This window comes from Mycolicibacterium tusciae (assembly GCF_002086795.1).
Classification (GTDB): Bacteria; Actinomycetota; Actinomycetes; order Mycobacteriales; family Mycobacteriaceae; genus Mycobacterium; species Mycobacterium tusciae.
This window is the reverse complement of record NZ_MVIM01000002.1, coordinates 289,614-312,154: the sequence shown is the minus strand read 5'-3', so window position 1 is coordinate 312,154 and position 22,541 is coordinate 289,614. Positions and strand designations below refer to the sequence as shown.

General features: G+C 65.7%; 20 protein-coding genes and 1 tRNA gene. 11 read left to right on the top strand and 10 right to left on the bottom strand.

Features of this window, described 5'->3' with window-relative positions; genetic code table 11:
• The first annotated feature begins 212 nt into the window (after window positions 1–212).
• The 3 genes from BST47_RS04615 to BST47_RS04605 are packed head-to-tail and all read left to right on the top strand — an operon-like array spanning window position 213 to window position 5,763.
• On the top strand, window positions 213–3,170 hold the full coding sequence (locus tag BST47_RS04615; protein WP_083124032.1) for a (Fe-S)-binding protein: 2,958 nt from the start codon (window positions 213–215) through the stop codon (window positions 3,168–3,170).
• Between the two features lie 38 nt (window positions 3,171–3,208).
• Window positions 3,209–4,483 carry a pyridoxal phosphate-dependent aminotransferase gene (locus tag BST47_RS04610; RefSeq protein WP_083124031.1) on the top strand — a complete coding sequence of 425 codons (1,275 nt, stop codon included), beginning with the start codon at window positions 3,209–3,211 and terminating at the stop codon, window positions 4,481–4,483.
• Window positions 4,484–4,503: 20 nt separating this feature from the next.
• On the top strand, window positions 4,504–5,763 hold the full coding sequence (locus tag BST47_RS04605) for a YibE/F family protein (protein WP_107528850.1): 1,260 nt from the start codon (window positions 4,504–4,506) through the stop codon (window positions 5,761–5,763).
• Here the strand turns inward: BST47_RS04605 and rfbA are convergent.
• Genes rfbA through BST47_RS04585 form a run of 4 tightly spaced genes read right to left on the bottom strand, consistent with a single transcriptional unit; the run spans window position 5,717 to window position 9,023 of the window.
• Window positions 5,717–6,580 carry a glucose-1-phosphate thymidylyltransferase RfbA gene (gene rfbA / locus BST47_RS04600; RefSeq protein WP_083124029.1) on the bottom strand — a complete coding sequence of 288 codons (864 nt, stop codon included), beginning with the start codon at window positions 6,578–6,580 and terminating at the stop codon, window positions 5,717–5,719. The genes BST47_RS04605 and rfbA overlap by 47 nt on opposite strands.
• Window positions 6,580–6,927 (bottom strand): nuclear transport factor 2 family protein, encoded by a 348-nt coding sequence (locus tag BST47_RS04595; protein WP_083124028.1) that lies wholly within the window; start codon window positions 6,925–6,927, stop codon window positions 6,580–6,582. The genes rfbA and BST47_RS04595 overlap by 1 nt, the downstream gene beginning before the upstream one ends.
• Before the next feature lie 19 nt (window positions 6,928–6,946).
• Window positions 6,947–7,696, bottom strand: a complete 750-nt coding sequence (locus BST47_RS04590) for a maleylpyruvate isomerase family mycothiol-dependent enzyme (RefSeq protein ID WP_083124027.1) — start codon at window positions 7,694–7,696, stop codon at window positions 6,947–6,949.
• A gap of 1 nt (window position 7,697) precedes the next feature.
• On the bottom strand, window positions 7,698–9,023 hold the full coding sequence (locus BST47_RS04585; RefSeq protein ID WP_083124026.1) for a cytochrome P450: 1,326 nt from the start codon (window positions 9,021–9,023) through the stop codon (window positions 7,698–7,700).
• 85 nt (window positions 9,024–9,108) lie between these two features.
• On the opposite strand from BST47_RS04585, the gene BST47_RS04580 reads away from it, so the two are divergent.
• Window positions 9,109–9,729, top strand: coding sequence for a TetR/AcrR family transcriptional regulator (locus BST47_RS04580; protein ID WP_083124276.1), 621 nt, complete (start codon window positions 9,109–9,111; stop codon window positions 9,727–9,729).
• On the opposite strand, the gene BST47_RS04575 is transcribed toward BST47_RS04580, so the two are convergent.
• From BST47_RS04575 to dcd, 4 genes are all read right to left on the bottom strand, one after another.
• On the bottom strand, window positions 9,707–11,056 hold the full coding sequence (locus BST47_RS04575) for a UDP-glucose dehydrogenase family protein (RefSeq protein ID WP_083124025.1): 1,350 nt from the start codon (window positions 11,054–11,056) through the stop codon (window positions 9,707–9,709). The genes BST47_RS04580 and BST47_RS04575 overlap by 23 nt on opposite strands.
• A 90-nt stretch (window positions 11,057–11,146) precedes the next feature.
• On the bottom strand, window positions 11,147–12,739 hold the full coding sequence (locus BST47_RS04570) for a DUF7159 family protein (RefSeq protein ID WP_083124024.1): 1,593 nt from the start codon (window positions 12,737–12,739) through the stop codon (window positions 11,147–11,149).
• A gap of 257 nt (window positions 12,740–12,996) precedes the next feature.
• Entirely contained in the window at window positions 12,997–14,313 is a 1,317-nt protein-coding gene (locus BST47_RS04565) for an ammonium transporter (RefSeq protein WP_107528865.1), read from the bottom strand.
• A gap of 192 nt (window positions 14,314–14,505) precedes the next feature.
• Window positions 14,506–15,078 (bottom strand): dCTP deaminase, encoded by a 573-nt coding sequence (gene dcd, locus BST47_RS04560; RefSeq protein ID WP_083124022.1) that lies wholly within the window; start codon window positions 15,076–15,078, stop codon window positions 14,506–14,508.
• Window positions 15,079–15,147: 69 nt separating this feature from the next.
• Here dcd and BST47_RS04555 point away from each other — a divergent pair.
• The 3 genes from BST47_RS04555 (at window position 15,148) to BST47_RS04545 (ending at window position 18,221) form a co-directional block, all read left to right on the top strand.
• Window positions 15,148–15,221, top strand: a tRNA-Gly gene (locus BST47_RS04555).
• 286 nt (window positions 15,222–15,507) lie between these two features.
• Window positions 15,508–17,334: an amino acid permease gene (locus BST47_RS04550; protein ID WP_083124021.1), complete on the top strand. Its 1,827-nt coding sequence runs from the start codon at window positions 15,508–15,510 to the stop codon at window positions 17,332–17,334.
• Window positions 17,331–18,221: a universal stress protein gene (locus BST47_RS04545; RefSeq protein ID WP_083124020.1), complete on the top strand. Its 891-nt coding sequence runs from the start codon at window positions 17,331–17,333 to the stop codon at window positions 18,219–18,221. The genes BST47_RS04550 and BST47_RS04545 overlap by 4 nt, the downstream gene beginning before the upstream one ends.
• Window positions 18,222–18,269: 48 nt before the next feature.
• Here BST47_RS04545 and BST47_RS04540 read toward each other — a convergent pair whose 3' ends face one another.
• Entirely contained in the window at window positions 18,270–19,265 is a 996-nt protein-coding gene (locus BST47_RS04540; protein ID WP_083124019.1) for a TauD/TfdA family dioxygenase, read from the bottom strand.
• 129 nt (window positions 19,266–19,394) lie between these two features.
• On the opposite strand from BST47_RS04540, the gene BST47_RS04535 reads away from it, so the two are divergent.
• Window positions 19,395–20,459, top strand: a complete 1,065-nt coding sequence (locus BST47_RS04535; protein ID WP_083124018.1) for an AbrB family protein — start codon at window positions 19,395–19,397, stop codon at window positions 20,457–20,459.
• Window positions 20,460–20,464: 5 nt separating this feature from the next.
• A complete protein-coding gene (locus tag BST47_RS04530) occupies window positions 20,465–20,878 on the top strand; it encodes a hypothetical protein (RefSeq protein ID WP_083124017.1) in 414 nt (137 codons plus the stop codon).
• Window positions 20,879–20,888: 10 nt separating this feature from the next.
• On the opposite strand, the gene BST47_RS04525 is transcribed toward BST47_RS04530, so the two are convergent.
• Window positions 20,889–21,587 (bottom strand): DUF427 domain-containing protein, encoded by a 699-nt coding sequence (locus BST47_RS04525; protein ID WP_083124016.1) that lies wholly within the window; start codon window positions 21,585–21,587, stop codon window positions 20,889–20,891.
• 182 nt (window positions 21,588–21,769) lie between these two features.
• On the opposite strand from BST47_RS04525, the gene BST47_RS04520 reads away from it, so the two are divergent.
• Both BST47_RS04520 and BST47_RS04515 read left to right on the top strand, forming a co-directional pair.
• Window positions 21,770–22,090, top strand: coding sequence for a CD225/dispanin family protein (locus tag BST47_RS04520; protein WP_083124015.1), 321 nt, complete (start codon window positions 21,770–21,772; stop codon window positions 22,088–22,090).
• A 23-nt stretch (window positions 22,091–22,113) separates the two neighbouring features.
• Window positions 22,114–22,518, top strand: a complete 405-nt coding sequence (locus BST47_RS04515; protein WP_207568526.1) for a DUF2752 domain-containing protein — start codon at window positions 22,114–22,116, stop codon at window positions 22,516–22,518.
• The last annotated feature ends 23 nt before the right edge of the window (window positions 22,519–22,541 follow it).

The window sequence follows — 22,541 nt, the reverse complement described above, 5'->3', positions numbered from 1 at the left end:
ACCTGTGATTCCTGCCACCAGTGTCAGCGGCAGCGCCGGCGGAACCGGCAGCCCCGATAACCATCCGGTGAGTGTGGCGAACCGTAGTTAGGTCAGCCTGCGTAGACCTGAATCCAGCTGTGGTGTAACTATGAGCAGGCATGCAGCGAAAGTTACTGGCGGGTAACATCAGATAAGTTACCCTTGAGTAACTTAAGGACGGGAGGCGCGCGGTGGAAACGCAGATGCTGATCAGGATCATCTCCGTGGTCCTGATGCTCGCCCTCGTCGGTGCCTTCGCATTCAAGCGCGTGCTCTTCCTGACGAACCTCATCCGGTCCGGCGCGAAGACCAGCGTCGAGAACAACCGCAAGGACAACCTCAAAAAGCGCATCACCACGCAGTTCGAGGAGGTCTTCGGGCAAACCCGACTGCTGCGCTGGTCGATCCCCGGCATCGCCCACTTCTTCACCATGTGGGGCTTCTTCATCCTCGGATCGGTCTACGTCGAGGCGTTCGGTCAGGTCGTCGACCACGACTTCCACATCCCGTTCGTCGGCCGCTGGGACGCTCTCGGCTTCCTACAGGACTTCTTCGCCGTCGCCGTGCTGCTCGGCATCATCACGTTCGCGATCATCCGTATCGTCCGCGAGCCCAAGAAGCACGGGCGCGACTCGCGTTTCTACGGTTCGCACACCGGCGGCGCCTGGCTGATCCTGTTCATGATCTTCAACGTCATCTGGACCTACGCGCTGGTCCGTGGCGCCGGCGCCAACACCGGAGCCCTGCCCTACGGAAATGGCGCATTCTTCTCACAGTTCATGGGCTGGATCCTGCATCCGCTCGGCGAATCCGCCAATGAATGGATCGAGACGCTGGCGCTGATCGGGCACATCGCCGTCATGCTGGTCTTTCTGCTGATCGTCCTGCACTCCAAGCACCTCCACATCGGCCTGGCGCCGGTCAACGTCACGTTCAAGCGGATGCCCAACGGACTGGGTCCGCTGCTGCCGGTCGAGTACGACGGCGAGCGGGTCGACTTCGAGGATCCCGCCGAGGACGCCATCCTGGGGCGCGGCAAGATCGAGGACTTCACGTGGAAGGCCTACCTCGACATGACCACGTGCACCGAGTGTGGACGCTGTCAGTCGCAGTGCCCCGCGTGGAACACCGGCAAGCCGCTGTCCCCCAAGCTCGTGATCATGAACCTTCGCGATCACCTGTTCGCGAAGGCGCCGTACATCCTCGGTGACAAGGAGTCGCCGCTGGAGAACACCTCCGAGGGTGGCGTCGGTGAGGACCTCGGCGGCGAGAAACACGACGAAGAGCACCACGTTCCGGAATCGGGCTTCGAACGAATCATGGGTTCGGGTCCCGAGCAGGCCACCCGGCCACTGGTCGGCACCCTCGAACAGGGCGGCGTGATCGACCCCGACGTGTTGTGGTCGTGCACCACGTGCGGCGCCTGCGTCGAGCAGTGCCCGGTCGACATCGAGCACATCGACCACATCGTCGATATGCGCCGGTACCAGGTGATGATGGAGTCTGAGTTCCCCGGCGAACTCGGTGTGCTGTTCAAAAACCTTGAGAACAAAGGCAATCCGTGGGGCCAGAACTCGAAGGACCGCACCAACTGGATCGACGAGGTCGACTTCGACGTGCCGGTCTACGGCAAGGACGTCGAGTCCTTCGAGGGCTACGAGTACTTGTTCTGGGTGGGTTGCGCGGGCGCATACGAGGATCGCGCGAAGAAGACCACCAAGGCGGTCGCCGAACTGCTCGCGACCGCGGGCGTGAAGTACCTGGTGCTCGGCGAGGGCGAGACGTGCAACGGCGACTCGGCCCGGCGCTCGGGTAACGAGTTCCTGTTCCAGCAGCTGGCCGCGCAGAACGTCGAGACGCTCAACGAGCTCTTCGAGGGTGTCGAGCGGGTGGACCGCAAGGTCGTCGTGACATGCCCGCACTGCTTCAACACGCTGGGCCGCGAGTATCCGCAAGTGGGCGGCAATTACACCGTGCTGCACCACACCCAGCTGCTGAACCGGCTGATCCGCGACAAGAAGCTGGTACCGGTGAAGCCCGCCGACGGCGGGGTCGATGTCACCTACCACGACCCCTGCTACCTCGGCAGGCACAACAAGGTCTACGAGGCGCCACGCGAGCTCATCGGGGCGTCCGGGGCCAAGCTCACCGAGATGCCGCGGCACGCCGACCGCGGCCTGTGCTGCGGCGCGGGCGGTGCCCGGATGTGGATGGAAGAGCACATCGGCAAGCGCGTCAACGTGGAACGCACCGAAGAGGCGATGGACACCGCGTCCACGATCGCGACCGGTTGCCCGTTCTGCCGCGTGATGATCACCGACGGTGTGGACGATGTCGCCGCGACCAGGGATGTCCCCAAGGCCGAAGTCAAGGACGTGGCACAGCTGCTGCTGGAGTCCCTGGACACGAGCACAGTGACGCTGCCCGAAAAGGGCACCGCCGCCAAGCAAGCCGAAGAGCGCGCAAGCCGCGCGGAAGCGGCCGCGCCGGCCGTCGAGGAAAAGACCGAGGCCGACGAGGAAGCGGCCAAACCCGAGGCCAAGGCGTCCACCGCGACTGCGGACTCCAAGCCCGTCACGGGACTCGGTATCGCCGGGGGCGCCAAGCGTCCCGGTGCCAAGAAGGCCGCCGCCCCCGCCGACGACAAGCCCGCCGACGACAAGCCCGCCGCGTCAGCACCGGTCAAGGGCCTCGGCATCGCCGGCGGTGCCAAGCGTCCCGGCGCCAAAAAGGCCACCGCGACCCCCCCTGCGGAAGCCCCCGCGGCCGAAGCCGAGGCCGAAGCGCCTGCCGCCGAGCCCGAGGTCAAGGGCCTGGGCATCGCCGCCGGAGCGCGGCGACCGGGAGCCAAGAAAGCCGCGGCCCCCGCAAATGCTGAGGCGGCGCCGGAGGCCGAAGCCGAGGCACCTGCCACGCCCGAACCCGAGGTCAAGGGCCTGGGCATCGCCGCCGGTGCGCGCCGCCCCGGTGCGAAGAAGGCAGCACCCGCGGCTCCTGCGAAACCTGCTGCGCCACAGCCGGAACCAGAGGCCAACGGCGAATCCAGCCCTGCGCCCGAGCCTTCCGCGGACGACAACGGCGGCGCGCCTGCCGCCCCGGTGAAGGGTCTGGGTATTGCGAAGGGCGCGCGCCCGCCCGGCAAGCGCTGACCAGCGTTTTTCGATATTCGCTGGACGGCAATGAGAGCATTGTGGACGTGACCACGCACCACGTGCCGTTTCATGCCGCCGGGCAGCATCCGCGGCCGCGCACGTTCACGCAGTCATCCAAGCTGCAGGACGTGCTGTACGAGATCCGTGGCCCCGTGCACGAACACGCGTCACGGCTGGAGGCCGAGGGTCACCGCATCCTCAAACTGAACATCGGCAACCCGGCCCCGTTCGGCTTCGAGGCGCCCGACGTGATCATGCGCGACATGATCCAGGCGCTGCCGTATGCGCAGGGGTACTCCGACTCGAAGGGCATCCAGGCGGCCCGCCGCGCGGTGTTCACCCGCTACGAATTGGTGGAGGGATTCCCCCGATTCGACGTCGACGACGTCTACCTCGGCAACGGGGTCTCCGAACTGATCACGATGACGCTGCAGGCGCTGCTGGACAACGGCGACCAGGTGCTCATCCCCGCACCGGACTATCCCCTGTGGACCGCGTCGACCTCGCTGGCCGGTGGCACGCCGGTGCACTACCTGTGCGACGAGACCCAGGGCTGGCAGCCCGACATCGCCGATCTCGAGGCGAAGATCACCGACCGCACCAAAGCGCTCGTCGTGATCAACCCGAACAACCCCACCGGTGCGGTGTACGGCACCGAGATCCTCGAGCAGATGGTCGAATTGGCGCGCAAGCATCAACTGCTGCTGCTCGCCGACGAGATCTACGACAAGATCCTCTACGACGATGCCGAGCACATCAGCCTCGCGACGCTGGCGCCGGATCTGCTGACGCTGACGTTCAACGGTTTGTCCAAGGCCTACCGAGTTGCCGGTTATCGCTCCGGCTGGCTGGTGATCACCGGGCCCAAAGAACACGCGAGCAGCTTCCTGGAGGGCATCAGCCTGCTGGCCAATATGCGGCTGTGCCCGAATGTGCCCGCGCAGTATGCGATTCAGGTCGCGCTGGGCGGACATCAAAGCATCGAGGATCTGGTACTGCCCGGCGGGCGGCTACTGGAGCAGCGCGACATCGCGTGGACGAAGCTCAACGAGATCCCCGGGGTTTCGTGCGTGAAACCTCAAGGCGCGCTGTACGCCTTCCCGCGGTTGGATCCAGAGGTGTACGACATCGTCGACGACGAGCAACTGGTCCTCGATCTGCTGCTGCAGGAGAAGATTCTGGTCACCCAGGGCACCGGCTTCAACTGGCCGACACCCGACCATCTGCGCATCGTGACACTGCCCTGGGCCCGCGATCTGGCCAACGCCATCGAGCGGCTGGGCAACTTCCTCGTCAGTTACCGCCAGTAACAACCTCTACCCTGTTGCGGGTGACGCACTCCCACGCCCATTCGCATTCCCTGAGCGGACCTTCGCCGCTGGGGCCGCTGGCCGCCAAGGTCGTCGTCGCACTGCTGATCGCGATCGGCGTCGTGACGCTGGCCGGGGCCGCCTGGCTCTGGCCGAGCCAGCAGAAGGTCGACATCCCGCTGCCGTTCCAGAACGCCGCGGGCGGCGCCGTCACCACCGAGGCGGGCCATGTGGTGTCCAGCACCGAGGCCACCTGCGGCTACCAGGCGGTGGGTGGCGTGCTGACGGCCCCGCCGCCGCCGGCCGAAGGCGAGGGCGCCCGATGCGTGCGGGCGTTCATCGCGATCGACTCGGGACCGAACGCGGGCGCCAACACCCTGCTGGAGTTCGGAGGCGGGGCCGGCCAGCCACAGCTCGCGGTCGGCGACCAGATTCGGATCACCCGCCAGGTCGACCCGACCGGCGCCACGACCTACTCGTTCTACGACTACGAGCGGTCATGGCCGTTGCTGGGGCTGGCCGTCGCGTTCGCGGTGGTGGTCGTCGCGGTCGCCCGCTGGCGCGGACTACGCGCGCTGATCGGCATCGTCGTGGCGTTCCTGGTGCTGGTCGCATTCATGCTGCCCGCCCTGCGCGACGGGGCCGCCGCCATCCCCGTCGCGTTGGTGGCGTCGTCGGCGATCCTCTACGCGGTCATCTACCTGGCGCACGGCGTCAGCCTTCGCACCAGCGCGGCACTGCTCGGCACCCTGGCGTCGCTGTTGTTGGCCGCCGTATTATCCTGGGCCGCAATCGAGTTGACTCATCTGACCGGGCTCTCCGAAGAGGAGAACAACGCGGTCGCGACGTACCTGGGCAACGTGTCGATCACCGGGCTGTTGCTGGCCGGCTTCATCGTCGGCTCGCTCGGCGTGCTCAACGACGTCACCGTCACACAGGCGTCGACGGCGTTCGAGTTGGCCGCGCTGGGGGGCACTTCACGCCGGGCGGTGTTCGTCGGCGCCATGCGGGTGGGACGTGACCACATCGCCAGCACCGTCTACACGCTGGTGCTGGCCTACGCGGGTAGCGCGCTGCCGCTGCTGCTGTTGTTCAGCGTCGCGAACCGCTCGTTGGGTGACGTGCTGACCAGCGAGAGCGTGGCCATCGAGATCGCACGGTCCGCAGTAGGTGGCATCGCCCTGGCACTCTCGGTGCCGCTGACGACGGCGATCGCCGCGGTACTCGCGACTCCTAGCGCTCCAGCAGCCCCAGCAGGTACCGGCCATAGCCGGACTTGAGCAGAGTTCTTGCGCGCGTGGCCAACTGCTCGTCGTCGATGAAGCCGACCTGCCAGGCGACTTCCTCGGGGACGCTGATCTTCAATCCCTGCCTGCGCTCGATGGTGCGCACGTAGTCGCTCGCATCGAGCAGTGAGTCGAAGGTCCCGGTGTCCAGCCACGCGGTACCTCGGGCGAGCACCTCGACCGAGAGCCGACCCTGGTTGAGGTACGTCTGGTTGATGTCGGTGATCTCGTATTCGCCTCGCGCCGAAGGCTTCAGCCCGCGCGCGATCTCGATGACGTCGTTGTCGTAGAAGTACAGCCCCGGCACCGCGTAATGCGACTTCGGCGTCTCGGGCTTCTCCTCCAGCGAAAGCGCGAGGCCGTCGTCGCTGAACTCCACCACGCCGTACGCGGACGGGTTGGCAACCCAGTACGCGAACACCGCACCGCCGCTGATTTCCTGGAATCGTCCGAGGCTGGTGCCCAGGCGCGGTCCGTAGAAGATGTTGTCCCCCAGCACCAGTGCCACCGAACCGTTTCCGATGTGGTCGGCGCAAATGATGAACGCCTGCGCCAGGCCGTCGGGTTTCTCCTGTACGGCGTAGGTGAGGTTGATGCCGAATTGTGAACCGTCCCCCAGCAATCGGTGAAACGCTGGGGCGTCATCGGCGGTGGTGATGATCTGGATATCGCGGATCCCCGCCATCATCAAGGTGGACAGCGGGTAGTAGATCATCGGCTTGTCGTACACCGGCACCAGCTGCTTGCTCACGCCCATCGTGATCGGGTACAGCCGCGTCCCCGACCCCCCGGCCAGAATGATCCCCCGCATCAGCCCGCCAGATCCCCTTCGCTCAGCTCGGTGGCGGCCAGCGCCGACGCAAGATCGTCGTGCCGGAACACCGACGTGACGTGGTCGTGCACGACACGGAACGCGGCCGCCTTCCCGTCTTCCTCCTCGGCGACGACGACACCATCGCGGACGTACATCCGGCCGGGGACGGCCGCCGAGGTCGCCAGGGAACTCGCCCACTCGCGCAGCGCGGCGTGTCCCTGTCCCGCGCCGCTCGCGTCGCCGAACTCGATGTCGTCGCTGGAAACCTGGATGAGGGTGTCGAGGTCCTGCTCGTTGAGCGCGTCATGCCAAGCGAGTACGGTCGCGATCTCCGAAGTGGTCATGGTCGTGAAAATACGCCAATCAGAACGGCGTGCGTTGCAGCCATGCGTCCCACACCGCCTCGTCCCCGAAAACCTCGATGTCGAGCTCTGATACCTGGCCTCGCCGCACGAGCGCCAGCAGCAGGTCCCTGACGGGTCCGCGCAGCGCGACGTCCCCCTTGCCGTGGTCGTGGGTCCAGGTCAGACCGTGCTCGTCGTTGGAGATGGTCCACTCCCCCGTCGGCCCGAGGTCTGCGTCGGTGGCGTGTAGATGCAATGTCCGCCCACGGTCGAGGGCCGGTTTGAGCCGTTGCGACTGCAGCATCATCAGCTCGATCCACTCACTGATGGCATCGGCCGCGATGTCCGGTGGCATCGCGTAGTCGGCGCCAAGCGAGAGTGCCGCGTCGGCCCGATGCACGCCCACTTCGTGCAGGAGCCTGCGTATCCACCAGCCGGCCGGACGAATGCCCGCTGCTGTCCAGACGCGGGCGTCGGAGCCGACCTGGTCGATCGCCATGATGACCTGCTGCGGTCCGCCGTTGAGCCACTCGATTGCCGCGTCAGGATCGTCAGGCGGCTTGCCGTTGCGCACGTCCGAAGGAGCGACGGGTTCGGTGCGACGTTCGGCGATGATTTGCGCCGCCCACCGGGTTCCGCGCCCGACGTGTCGGAACAGCTGTTTGAGTGTCCAGTCGGGACAGGTCGGGACGGGCGTCGATGGGTCTGCCGAGCGAATCAGTTCGCCGAATGCTTGGGTCTGATCGAGCAGGGCGGCTCGGAAGTCCACGTCACGAACTTACAACGGTGCGCGCCTCACCAAGCGAGATCGGGAGCGACGACCATCCGCGCAGCACGCGCGTCTGCCGACGGCTGCCCTCACCGGCCAGCCGCGCATCCGGGAACCGCTCGAAGAAGGTCCTCAGCCCGACCTCACCTTCGGCGCGCGCCAGCGCGGCGCCGAGGCAGAAGTGCCGCCCGCCGGAGAACGACAGGTGCTTCCCCGCGTTGTCACGTTCGATGTCGAACCGATGCGGATCGTCGAAGACGTTGGGATCTCGGTTGGCGCCGGCGAGGTACAGGATCACGCCTTCGTTGCGCTTGACCAGGTTGCCCTCGACCTCGATGTCCCTCATCGCGATCCGGGCACTGAGTTGCACCGGCGAATCCAGCCGCAACACCTCCTCGACCGCTGTCGGCCACAGCTCGGGACGCTCGGCCAACGTGTCGAGATGCTCCGGAGTGTCCACCAGCATCCGAATTCCGTTGCCCAGCAGGTTGACCGTCGTCTCGAACCCTGCCGCGAGCACCAGCCCCGCGGTCGCGAGCAACTCCTGATGGGTCAGCGGGCCGCCCTCGGCGTCGTGGGACGCCACGATGATCTGGCTCATCAGGTCGTCGCCGGGGTTGCGGCTCAGCTCGTGCAGATGATTGGACAGCCAGTCGTTGAAGCCCCTGATACCGCGGTAGACCGTCTTGTACTGCGTCCACGTCAGACCGATGTCGAGGCTCGGCGCACCGAGTTCACCGAACTCGAGGATGCGGGGCCTGGCGTCTTCGGGCACCCCGAGGATGTCGCCGATGACCGTGACGGGAAGTTGCGAGCAGTACCGATCGACGATGTCGACGGTGCCCGCGTCGGTGAGGTCGTCCAGTAGGGCGTTCGCCGACTCCTGAACGCGGTCGCGCAACGCCGCAACCGCGCGGGCGGTGAAGACGGACGACACGAGCTTGCGGTAGCGCGTGTGCTGCGGCGGCTCCACCGACAGCATCGACGGCGGCTGAATCGGATGCAGCAGATCGGATCTCGTGCGATCGGCGACCCACTGCATCGGTTTGGGCAGATTCGACCCCAGGGCGAAGACGTGGAAGTCGTCGGAGCGCAGTAGGTCGTTGACGACCTTGTGGTCGACGGTCATGTAGAGCCCGCGACACCGAACGAGCGGGCCACGCGCGCGCAGCTCCTCGATGAATCCGATCGGGTTCGACCGCACCGTGGGATCGGCGAGCAGCCGCCCGCGCGGATCGCCCCGACGAGCGACGACCGTGGCGAAGCCCCGGATCAGGCCGTGTACGGAGAGCCAGTGAATCCACTGCTTGATCGTGGTCTGAGCCATGAGCCTCCGCTCCGTCGACCGCCCACACGGTTTACCGAATTGTGGTTCGGTTATGGAACCGGAGCCTACCGAATTATCATTCGGTATGGCAAGGAAGCGGATACCCGCCGAAGAGCGCCGGGCCCGCATCCTCGACGCGGCCGTCGAGGTCTTCGCCGAGCACGGGTATACCGCCGCCAAGATGTCGGACATCGCCGCGCGGGCAGGCGTCGTTCCGTCCGTGCTCTACGACCACTTCGGCTCCAAGCGCGACCTGCACGTGACGCTCCTGCTGGCGCACGCCGAGCAGCTGCGGGAGCGGTCGCTGCGTCGCCTTGAAGGCGCGACGGTCGAAGAGCTGGTGCGCGCCAGCATCGCGAACTACTTCGCGTTCGTCGAGGAGGATCCGTTCATCTGGCGCGTCTTCCATCAGGACGTACCTGCCGACCCCGAGATCGCCGAAGTGCGGCAGGAGTTGGCCGACCGCGGCACCGCCGGTATCGCCGATCTGATCCGATTCGGAGCGGGCGATTCAAAACCGGTGAAGGGCATCACCGTTGACGAGGCGGCGTGGATCCTGGCCAGGGCCACCCAGGCGGCATGTCACGGAGTCGCCAGCTGGTGGTACGACAATCGCGATGTGCCGCGCGAGCGGGTCGTCGAACTCGTGTTCATGCTGTTGTGGCAGGGCTTCGACGGAATGCTCAAACAAGCGACGGCGGACTGACCGCGCGCGGGCTCTTACCCAGGCAGTACACGTGCCAGCCCGCGGCCGACCACCGCTCGGCATCGAGGCAATTGCGCCCGTCCACAACGACTTTGGCGCGTACGGTATCGGCCAACTCGGCGGGATCCAGTTCGACGAACTCGCGCCACTCGGTCAACACCAACACGGCGTCGGCGCGTTCACAGGCCTCCACCACCGACGTTGAGTAGTTCAGTGTCGGAAACAGACGCTGCGAGTTCTCGATCGCCTTGGGGTCGTACACGTTGACGGTGGCGCCGTTGAGTTGCAACATGCCCGCCACGTTGAGTGCCGGCGAGTCGCGCACGTCATCGGACTCGGGCTTGAACGCCGCGCCGAGCACCGCGACGTTCGCGCCGAGTAGTGAACCACCGCAAGCGGTTGTGGCCAGCTCCACCATCCTGGTGCGACGGCGCATGTTGATGCTGTCCACCTCCCGAAGGAACGTCAGCGCGTGATTGGCACCGAGCTCCCCGGCGCGGGCCATGAACGCGCGGATGTCCTTGGGGAGGCAGCCGCCGCCGAATCCGAGACCCGCGTTGAGGAATCGCCGCCCGATCCGGGAGTCGTGACCCAGCGCGTCGGCCAGCATCGTGACGTCGGCATCGACCGCCTCACACACCTCCGAGATCGCATTGATGAAGGAGATCTTCGTGGCGAGGAACGCGTTTGCCGACACCTTGACGAGCTCCGCGGTCTGCAGGTCGGTGACCAGGAACGGCACGTCCCCATCCAGCAGCGGCGCATACAGTTCACGGACGGCGGGTTCGGCGGTCACCGAATTCTTCGGCACGCCAAGGACAATCCGGTCGGGATGCAGCGTGTCGTGCACGGCGAAGCCTTCACGGAGGAATTCAGGATTCCACGCCACCTCGACGTCGATGCCCGCCGGCGCCAATGCCCGCGCCCGTTCGGCGAGTTCGGCGGCGGTGCCCACCGGGACCGTGGACTTACCGACGATGACCGCTGATCGAGCCAGGCGCGGCACTAGCGTGTCGATGACGGCGTGCACATGCCGCAGATCCGCGCCGTATTCGCCCTTCTTCTGCGGAGTTCCGACGCCGAGGAAGTGGACATCGGCGAATTCAGCGGCAGCGTCGTAGTCGGTGGTGAAGCGGAGTCGACCCGCAGCGATGTTGGCGGCCAACATGTTTCGCAGGCCGGGTTCGTAGAACGGAATGTCGCCGGAGGCGAGCTTGGCGATCTTCCCGGGGTCGATGTCGACACCGATCACGTCGTGCCCGATTTCGGCCATACCGGCGGCGTGTGTCGCTCCGAGATAGCCCGTGCCGAATACTGCGCATCGCATACCACCTCTTTAGGCAGCCCCGATGAGCTAACTGCTACGCGACACTTAGCAGCACACCAACGGTAGGTTACGAGTGAACGCGGCCTGCCTCTAGCTGCAGAAGATCAGGAAGCAGTTGTTTCCGCCACCACCGCCACCACCGCCGCCACGGCCGGACGAACCCGATCCCGGGTATCCCGATCCCGGGTATTGAGAACCACCGCGCGAATTGGAGCCGTTATCCGAGCCGTTCCGCGACGGCGACTGCGGGTACTGCTGCTGCGGGTACTGCTGCTGCGGAGCCTGGGGGATCTGCGGAATGTCGGGCAGCTGCGGGCTCTCTGGCTCGTCGTTGTCCCACGGCGGGCTCCATGGCGGAGTCCACGGCTTCGGCTGTACATACGTCGGGCGCCACGGTGGCGTCCACGGCCGGTAGTACGGCGGCGGGTTGTAGACCGGCGGCGGCGTGTAGACCGGCGGCGGCGCCGGCACGGGAACCGGAGCCGCGGGCGCCGGGGGCGGTGCCGCGGGCGCCGTGGGTGGTGCCGCGGGTGCCGGCGCCTCGACGTACACGGTCCGCGGAGGTGCCTGCGGTACCTGCTGCGCCACGGGCACCGGAGGCTTGATGGTTTGCGCCGCGGGCGGCGGCGGGGGCGCCTCGACCGGCTTCGCCGCCGGAGGGGGCGCGGGAGCCGGTGCGGCGGGTACGACCGTGGTCGGAACCAGCGCGTTCTGACCGGGGTTCGGCCGCTGGTCGGCCGTCGGACGGATGCTCACCGCCAAGGAAATGACCAGCGCCACAACGCCGACGACGAAGATGGACGTCAGCGCACTGCCGACCAGCAGGAACGGCTTGCGCTCGGGCTCGGCCAGCTGCATGTCGGTCCGGGGGTCATAGTCATCAAGGGCCGCCCCATCGGAGCCGACCGCCCGCAGCTGCGTCTCCGCATTGGCAAGGCCGGCGAGGACCGAGCCTGCGGTGGTGCCATCGGGGTCCAGCGAGTAGGCCAGGCCGACGGTGGACGACTCCATGGCCGGAGCGTTGGCGGCGGCCAGGGCCGCACCGCGAGCGAGGGCGAGTTCGGGTTCGTCCGGTGCGCTGACCGGGAGGCTGACCAGGTGCCGGAGGTGTTCCTTGACCGAGGACACGTCGACGCCGGAGCCGACGACGAACATGCCCTGCGGTGGCGAATCCTGCGCGTCGACGGCGGCGGCCATCTCGGACAGCACTCCCATCGCGTCCTCGCTGTGCAGACTGCTGCTCAGCACCTTCACGACCGAGCCGTCGTCGGTCTGGACGACCGACAGCGTGGCGCTGTCACGGTCGATGAACAGCAGTGCGGTGGTCGCGTATCCGACCGCGCGGCCAGCGGCCTGCGCCAGTGACGCCGCGGCGTGGCTCGCGGATACCAGCATCACGTCGTCCAGGCCCTTGGCGGCCAGCGCATCGCGCAATGCCGCGCCCTCGCTGTGGTCGCTCCAGGTGACGCCGATCGCCTTGAGGTGGTGGCCGCCGGTTGCCGCGCTCTCCTGGGTGCCCAGCACCGCCTCGACAACCTGATCGGCTGCCGAGTTAGCCGAGCCTTCCTCAGAGGCGACGTCGAACGAGTCGTGGTCGACGGTTACCCCGTCGCCCTTTTCCCCTTCGACCAGCACCATGCGGACCGTCGTAGGTGTCGTCGACACACCCAGTACGATGTCCACTTACTCCTCCAAATAAGTTTGCTATCCGTCAAGTTCTCTGATTGGCCCCGCATTCCGCACGAGCCGACCACTAGTACTTCATCGACTTGATCTGCAGGTGCGTTACATGCCAAAACGCATTTGCTGACAGCGATCGAGTCGTGGCCGGATCCATGGCAGCTCCGGCGCCCCGACGACGCCGGTACCACGACCCTACTCGGGTCGACGGCAGGATGCGCTAGGGCGTTCAATCGGTAAGAAAGATGTCTTGGGAACCGTCAGTCCGCACTGTCGTCCGCGGTCTCGGTGCGCTGTCCCAAACTGCCAGGACCGCTGGGTGTCGGCCGGCGCCCCGGCTGGTGGCCGTGCACGCCCTCGGCGTACGCGGTCTCGGCGTGCTGGGTGAAGTCGACGCCCGTCGTCTCGTCCTCGGGGCTGACGCGGAATCCGAGGACGCGATCGATGATCTTGGCCAGCGCGTACGAGACGGTGAATGCATAGAGGGTCACCACCAGGGCGGCGAGGGCCTGCTTGCCCAGCTGGGCGATTCCGCCGCCGTAGAACAGGCCCTCGGGGCCGGCGGTCATCACCTCCGCGGCCAGGAATCCGATCAGCAGCACACCGACGAGTCCGCCGACGTAGTGCACGCCGACGACGTCGAGCGAATCGTCGTAGCCCAACCGGAACTTCAGGCCGACCGCATACGAGCAGATGATGCCCGCGGCCAGACCCACGACGATGGCACCGAGCGTGTTGACCGTCCCGCACGACGGTGTGATCGCGACCAGGCCGGCGACCACACCCGAGGCGGCGCCGAAGGTCGTCGGCTTACCGTCGCGGAACCGCTCGACCGTGATCCAGCCGAGCATGCCGAGGCAGCCCGCGACCAAGGTGTTCAGGAAGACCGCCGCCGCGGTGCCGTTGGCCGCCAGTGCCGAGCCGGCGTTGAACCCGAACCAGCCGAACCACAGCAGGCCCGCACCGAGCAGGACGAAGGGCAGGTTGTGCGGGCGCATCGCGTCCTTTTTGAAACCGATGCGGGGTCCGAGTACCAGTGCCAGCGCCAAAGCCGAAGCACCGGAGACGATTTCGACGACCAGGCCGCCGGCGTAGTCGAGTACACCGAGGTTGAAGAGCCAGCCGTCGGGACCCCAGACCCAGTGCGCCACCACGGCGTACACGGCGACGGTCCACAGCGGGACGAAGACCACCCACGCCGAGAACCGGGCACGGTCGGCGATGGCGCCGCTGACGAGGGCTGCGGTGACGATCGCGAAGGTGAGTTGGAAAGTGGCGAAAAGGAGTTCGGGCACCGACCCACGGACGGTCGTCGGATCGATACCGAGCATGCCGAAGTGCGAGAGGTTTCCGATCAGCCCACCGCCCGCGTCCTCGGAGAACGCGACCGTGTAGCCGAGCAGCAGCCAGGCGACGGTGCATGCCGGGATAGAGATGAAGCACATCATGATCATGTTGAGCACGCCGGTGGTGCGGACCATGCCGCCGTAGAAAATGGCCAGACCCGGGGTCATCAGCAGGACCATCGCGGTGGCGGCCAGCAGCCATGCGGTGGCGGCGGGATCGATCTCGGACACGTCAGCTCCTTCGGCGAAGTTCGGAAAGAGCATTTCGGCCCGACGTTTCAGCCGCGCGGCAAAAGTGTTTCCGGAATGTTTCGTGTTTCGCCGCAGTTACCGAAAGCTCACCGGCTCCGTCGTGCCCGTTGACGCTGCGGCCATGGCGCGAAAAAGGCCTCACGGGCCGCCATCAGCGCAGAGTCAACGGCCTCAGGTGGACTTGATGAAGTTCTGATAGGAGCGCGACGGGGTCGGGCCGCGCTGCCCCTGATACTTGGAGCCGGCCTGCGAGCTGCCGTAGGGGTGCTCGGCGGGGCTGGTCAGCCGCAGCAGGCAGAGCTGGCCGATCTTCATGCCGGTCCACAAGGTGATCGGTAGGTTGGCGACGTTGGACAGTTCCAGCGTGATGTGGCCGGTGAAGCCGGGGTCGATGAACCCGGCCGTCGAGTGGGTCAGCAGCCCGAGGCGACCGAGCGAGGATTTGCCTTCCAGGCGGCCGGCGAGATCGTTGGGCAGGGAGCAGCGCTCGAGCGTCGAGCCGAGGACGAACTCGCCGGGATGCAGTACGAACGGCTCGCCCTCCTTCGGTTCGACCAGGGTGGTGAGATCGTCCTGGCGGATCGCCGGGTCGATGTGGGTGTAGCGGGTGTTGTTGAACACCCGGAACAGGTTGTCCAGCCGGACGTCGACGCTCGACGGCTGAATCAGGCTTTCCTCGAAGGGGTCGATGCCCAAGCGTCCGGTGGCGATTTCGGCCCTGATGTCGCGATCGGAGAGCAGCACGCGACGAGCGTAGCCGCTCGAGTGTTAGCCTTCGTGATCACTGGCGCAGGGATTGGCCGAGCCAGACAAGCCGATGTAGTTCAATGGCAGAACATCAGCTTCCCAAGCTGAATACGCGGGTTCGATTCCCGTCATCGGCTCCACCGCGACGTATCACGACATAGGAATAGCTCTGAACCTGTTTCTGGGGTTCAGGGCTTTTTCTTTGGGCCATGTTCTGGTTCGTCTCCATGAACCGCGGCGAATTGCACACGTCGGGTGAGTCACGCCTGGGCGGCTGACATCGGTTCGACGGTGTTCAAGCCCCCACAGCGGCCAATCGGCTTATGATCGAAAGACAGTTTGATCAGACAATTGATCATGAAGACAAGCCTTCTTCGCGCGAATTGTCATGGCGATCGATCTGCCGCATGAGCATCGGAGGATGCAATGAGCGCAACACCCACACTGAAGAAGGCGCTGAACCAGCGGCAGCTGACGATGATCGCCATCGGCGGCGTCATCGGAGCCGGCCTGTTCGTGGGCTCCGGCGTCGTCATCGGCGGCACCGGGCCAGGCGCCTTCATCGCCTACGCCCTTGCCGGCGTGCTGATCATCATGGTCATGCGGATGCTGGCCGAGATGGCCGTGGCCAACCCGTCAACCGGCTCCTTCGCCGACTACGCCCGAGCCGCGATGGGCAACTGGGCCGGGTTCTCGGTCGGGTGGCTGTACTGGTACTTCTGGGTCATCGTCGTCGGCTTCGAGGCCATCGCGGGCGCGAAGATCATCCAGTACTGGATCGACATTCCGCTGTGGTTCTGCTCTCTGGTCCTGATGATCTTGATGACGGCCACCAATCTGTTCTCCGTCTCGTCGTTCGGTGAGTTCGAGTTCTGGTTCGCCGGCATCAAGGTGGCCGCGATCGTGGCGTTCATCGCTCTCGGCGGGCTCTTCGTGTTCGGCTTGTGGCCAAACAAGGGGATGGACTTCTCCAACCTGTGGTCCCACGGCGGATTCTTCCCGCTGGGTGTCACGGCCGTCACCGTCGGGGTGGTCACCGTGATCTTCTCGATGGTCGGCGCGGAGATCGCGACGATCGCCGCGGCAGAGTCGTCGGATCCGGAGCGGGCAGTGTCCAAGGCCGCCAACTCGGTGATCACGCGTATCGCAGTGTTCTTCGTCGGCTCGACCTTCCTGCTCGCCGTCATCCTTCCGTGGAACGACGAAGAGGCGGGCGCGTCGCCCTTCGTCGCCGCGTTCACCGAGATGGGGATTCCCTACGCCGACCACATCATGAACGCGGTGGTCCTCACGGCGGTGCTGAGCTGTTTGAACTCGGGCATGTACACCGCGTCTCGCATGTTGTTCGTTCTCGCCGCGCGCCGGGAGGCACCCGCGCAACTGGTGAAGGTGACTCGCCGCGGGGTTCCGGCCATCGCGATTCTCGCGTCCTCGGTGATCGGCTTCCTGTGCGTCATCGCCGCTGCCATCTCGCCGGACACCATCTTCGCGTTTCTGCTGAACTCCAGCGGCGCAGTCATCCTGTTCGTCTACCTGCTCATCGCGATTTCCCAGATCGTGCTGCGCCGGCGCGCAGACGAGTCGCAGCTTCGGGTCAAGATGTGGCTGTTCCCGGTGCTGTCGATCCTCACCGCCTGCGCGATCCTGGCGATCCTGATTCAGATGGGAATGCAGGGCGGCACCAACAGGGAGGCGTTGACACTCAGCCTGCTGTCATGGGCCGTCGTGATCGCGCTGTTCTTGACGAACCGGTGGTACATGAATCGCCGTCCAGCCGTCGAGGAAGTCGCCCCGACGGAGCGCCCTCATCGCGTGCTGGTGATGGCCAACCAGACAGTCGGATCGCGGGAGTTGCTCGACGAGCTTCGCCGAATCGGCGCGGACAGGACTGCCAAGTACCACGTCATCGTTCCGGCCAGCCCGATCGAGACAGGAACCGCAGCCACCCACGGACCGCTCGACGTCGAGGAAGCGACCAGGGTCGTTGCGCAGCAGCGACTGGACGACACGCTGGCCGTCCTGCGCTCCGAGAACCTCGATGCCGACGGTGAATTGGGTGACTATCGGCCGCTGCGTGCCCTGGCCGGCGCCGTAGACTCATTCCGGCCGGATCAAATCGTCATATCGACACTGCCGCCCGAGGACTCCGTCTGGAATCGGTTCGACGTCGTGGACCGCGCGCGTGACGCATACAGCGTCCCGGTGACCCACGTGGTCGCCACCCGGACCGAGAAAGCCGAGCCGGTGGCATGACCATCATCGCCGGCTTCAGCTCGAGCCGTCAGGGCACCGCCCCCCTTAACCTGGCAGCGCAGCTGTCTCGCTGGACCGGCGACAAGGTGGTGGCCGCAGCGATCGTGGAACGGCCCTGGCCGGCCAAGGAAGATCCCGTCGAGCACGAGTACCTGCGCCATGTCACTGCGGAGGCAGCGCGATCACTCGAGAGAGTGGTCGCGCAGCTGCCCAGCGACTTGGACATCCCCACCGTGGTCCACCAATCAACCTCTATTCCAACAGGTTTGCTCGACCTTGTGACCGCTCATGACGCCAGGATGGTCGTCGTCGGCTCATCGTCTTCGGGGTTACTCGGTCGGGTAGCGCTCGGCAGCGTCACCGAACGGCTGGTTCATACCGCCGCTGTGCCGGTCGCGATCGCTCCGCGCGGCTACCCCCTGGGGCCCGAGCCGATACGACGACTCACCGTCGCATACGGAGGCGAAGCCGACATCCACGGCCTCATCCCGGCGGCTGCCGAACTGACCACCCTTTGGCCGGTCCAATTGCGGATCGTCTCGTTCACCGTCCGGCCGGTGGCGGTGTTCAGCGGCAAGATCGAGCGTTCGGCCGAAGACCTGGTCGTCGAACAGTGGGCGCGCCGGACGATGGACGATATTGTCAAGCAGCTCAACGAGGTTCGCAATCGAATCTCGGTTCCCGACGTGGATGTCGTGGTCGGTAGCGGCCACGATTGGCGAGAGGCCGTCGAGAACGTCCCCTGGCAAGCCGGCGACATGCTCCTGCTCGGATCCGGCGCAGCCGGACAGGCAGCTCAAGTCTTTCTCGGTTCGGCCGCCTCGAAGATCCTGCGCCATGCTCCCGTCCCCGTGATGATCATCCCGCGACACCAAACGTCGGCATAGGTCGCGCGCCAGGTTCCGCGCTGGTTTGAAACACGGCGTCGATTCCCGTCATCGGCTCCACATGTATTTGGCCGACCCGGCGGCGAGCCAGAGTCGCACCAAGCAGCGTCGGTTCTCGACCTCGGTTGCGTCGGTGAAGGCATTGCGGTTGTGGAGCACGGTGTTGTTGTCGGCGAAGAAGACGTCGCCGGGCTCCATCGTGAAATCGATCGCGTTCGCCGGATCGTTCAGGATCACATCGAATGCATCAAGCGCCTCACGCTGCAGCGCGGTGAGCGGAGTGCCCGAAAGATGGTGTCCCAGTTCGATGTGCAAGCGGTTGTAGCGGACGGCCACACCTTCTTCGGTGTCGGTGAACACCGGTCCGCGCGACACCGGGTCCTCGCCCTCCGCGGTGTCCTTCGACCGGTCGAAGAGGAACTCTTCGTAGAGCACCTCCACCAGATCCGGCCGGGTGGACAGCAGGATGTTGTAGGCGGTGTGACCGCTGACCATCAGCGATTCACCTCCGGACAGGGCCTTCCGCAGACACATCAGCGCGAGGATGTCGGGACGGCTGCCGACGAAGGCAGCCGCCGAGTCGGTGTGGTAGATCATCCCGAGATTTGTCTTCGAGCCGCGCGCCTCCATCAGCGTCGCGCCGGTGTCCTGAACCAGGTACACGCGATCGCCGGCCCGGTTCTGCGGCAGCGGCCGGCCCAAGTAGGTGCCGAGGCCCCAGTAAAGCATCGACGCTTCCTCGTCGGTCCATCCGCCTGACGGCAGCCCGCGCAGCAGGACGAAGCCGGCGACGGAGTGCACGTGCTTGCTGATGACCTGGGCCAACTCAGCCAGCCCGGGGTGAACGAAGTCGGCGGGCTCGACGGTGTCGATCCGCTTGCCGCGTCGCCGCAGCTCAGAAACGATGTGCAGGCAAGCTTCGGCCTGGTGCGGCTCGACCGTGACCGCGTAGGACTCGTCGTCGAACGTCGCGCGATCCCACACCGTGGACCCGATCATCGGCCTGCGGGTACGGATTCCTTCTCTTTTCGCCAGCGTGTGCATCTGCGGTCTCCTTTCGTGTATCGCCGGGATGCGTGACACGAGATTGGCGGCCAATTCTTTGAAGTTTCTTGGAGCCGTGCACACCGTCGCTTTTAGGAATCACCAAGAACGTCGTAAGAACCTGAGCCCGTGAACACCATCGAGCTCGTCGCAGCGGCCCTGGTCTGCGGAATCTTGGCCTGGACCCTGTCGCGCCACGCGCCGCAGGCGGTGCCGGCGTCGACCCTGGCGGTGCAGGGTGTGCTCGGGGTGGCCACCGGACTTCTGGTTCGCGACGTGTCGTTCTCCTCGCTCGATGCTGCGGAGTGGGTGGCGCTCCTGGGCGTGGCCGTCGGGACACTGGCCATCTGTATCGCCGGCGGCGCGCTGCTGAGCATGCACCGCGGTATCAGCCCGCTGACGGGTGCGCTCTCGCTCGTCGCAGGCGGTTCGTCCGGCGTGGTGTCCATCGCCCGCGAGTTGGGCGCCGACGATCGTGTCGTCGCTGCGGTGCAGTATCTACGCGTCGCTCTCATCACCGCGGCCATGCCTTTTGTCGTCGCGGTCATCTACGGCGGATCCGGTTCCGACGCATCGCATTCCGATGCCGTGGACATCCTGCCGATGTTCTTCAGCCTGCCGCTGATCGCGGTGCTCGTGGTCGTCGGCGCGGCGGCCGGCCGCGCGGTGCGCCTGCCCGGTGCCGGGCTGCTCGGCCCGATGGCGATCACCATTGCGCTGGAATTCAGCGGATTGATCAGCGGTCTTGACGTTCCTGTGATGCTGGTCCAGGCTGCGGCGCTGCTCTTCGTGTGGCAGACCGTGCTGGAGTTCGACCGTGAATCACTTCGCGCGATCCGCCGGATCCTGCCCACTGCACTGGTATTGATCGCGGTCCTCAACCTGATCGTGGCCGGCTTCGGCATGGTGCTGGCCGACGTCGCCGGACTCAGCCAACTCGACGGCTATCTGGCGACCAGCCCCGGCGGCATCTACGCGGTGCTCGGCTACACCATCGGATCCGACTGCGACGTGGAGTTCGTCATGGCGTCCCAGGTGATCCGTGTGGTGCTGATGCTGTTCGCCGCACCCCTGGTCGCACGAATGTTCTTGCGGTTCGCACCTCAGATCTCGATTCGGCCTCATGCTGGGCACAACCGGGAATCACACGCCGCCCTAGCCACGTGCGGGCAGACAGGGCCGTTAAATTCCTGATCACTATGACGAAGGTTCTCCGCACAGTAGCTGCCGCTCTCGCGGCGATTGCGGGCGTCGCATTCGCCGGCGCGGCGGCTGCCGACCCACCGCTACTCAATGGCACCTACGGCTCATCGGACGGTGACCCTTACAACGTGTGGACCTTCGTGACGGGTTGCGCCCCTGCCGGTTGCACCGGGACGGTCACCAGCAACCAGGGCTGGTCCACTCCGGCCACGCTCAGCGGTGGCCGCTGGAACTTCACCGTCTCGAAGCCAGGCGGTTTGACCTGCGCTGACGGGCACTATGAACCGGCAGTGGTATCGATGTCGGTCGACCCGACCACGCTGGCCGGTGTGCTGTCGTCGGACTCCAATTACGGCTGCGCAGGCGGCGTGGTGACGCAGAGCCCGTTCCAGCTGCAAAAGGTCGGCTGAGCCCCGCCTGCTAACTGAAATGGGTTGCGGGACGGGCCAATTCGATACCATCGACCGTGATGTCGACCCTTTCGTTGTAGAACGCGACCATGTTCGCGATCGACGCCACAGCGGGCAGCGGCGTCTCGTAGGACCATGCCAGGTCGGCCACAAGGGTGTCCGCGACGCGCACCGACCAGTATCTCGAGGTGACGCCTTTGTACGGACACAGGGTCTGCGTGCTCGACGGTTCGAGGTATCCGAACTCCACAGCGGTACGGTCGATGTAGTACCGGGTCGGTAACCCGGTCTCGAAAAGCAAGACCGGGCAGTGGGTCTCGGCCAGAATCGCCCCGTTCATTGCGACCTGCACGTGACGATGCGACCGCAGCGCATCCACCCGCACGTACGGATTCCGTGGATGGCCGTAGATCGGCTCGTCCTCCTCGAACCAATTCAAAGTGTCCCACCGAAACCGGACCAGTCCGGCGAAGTCGCCGTCGTCGAACACCCGCATACCCGGAAGACCTTCGCGCAGAACGTCGGCGCGGACATCGGAAAGCGGCACGAAATACTGCGGGTAGTACGGCACCTCCCACACATAACGCGCCGAAGTCGTGTCAAAGACCGGCTCGGCACCGCGGAACCCGCGGACGCGCCGTGGTGCCGGTTCGATGCGACCACGAGCCGCAGCCATCTGCGGGTAATCCTGACGTGATGGCGTGCTCATGCTCCCAGACTAGGCGCGCGTCGCGCCGCGAACTCTTGCCTACGCAAAAATCGCAGGTGAGCAGTGTATCCGGACATGTTTCCGCAACACGCTATTGTCTTGATTTCCCCGGCTTTTCAGACACCGCTCCGGTACATTTAGCACCGCTTTTCCGTCCTAATGGCCTTACAAGGAAGACGACGATGACACAACCACCGCCTGGCAACTACCCGCCCCCGCAACCGCAGGGCGCGCAGCCAAGCACTCATCTGGTGTTCGCCATTCTGACGACACTGTTCTGCTGCCTCCCGTTCGGCGTCGTGTCGATCGTCAAGGCGAGCCAGGTCAACGGACTCTGGGCATCGGGCCGGTACGCCGAGGCTCAGGCGGCCTCCGACTCGGCGAAGAAGTGGGCGATGTGGAGCCTTATCGCCGGCATCGTCGTGTTCGTCATCTACGGCATCCTCATCGCCGTCGGTGTGGTCAACATGGACTTCGACACATCGACGACGACCGAATACTGATCTCAACGCCACTTCGGCACAGCGTGCCGGTCCGCCTCGGCGGCCCACTCCTGGTGGGCGCCTTGGCGGCTGGCGCGTGTGCGGTGGTCTGGATCGGAGATCCGACCACGCCCGGCGGTTTTCTTCCCGTGTGTCCGACGAAAGCCCTTCTGGGCATTGACTGCCCGGGCTGCGGCACACTTCGGATGATCTACTCGCTTCTGCACGGAGACTTCCTGTCTGCGGTGCGGTTCAACGCCCTCGCCGTCGTCGCGGTGGGCTTGCTGATCGTCGCCTACCTCGTGTGGACTTACGGTCGGGTCGTCGGCCGCAAGATCGCCGGCTGGCAGCACCACCGCTGGGCCGCCACGGTGACGATGGTTGTCGTCACCATCTGGTTCGTGGTGCGCAACCTACCTTTTGAGCCGTTCACCGCATTGCGCGTGTGACCGCCGAAAACTACTGACGCAGT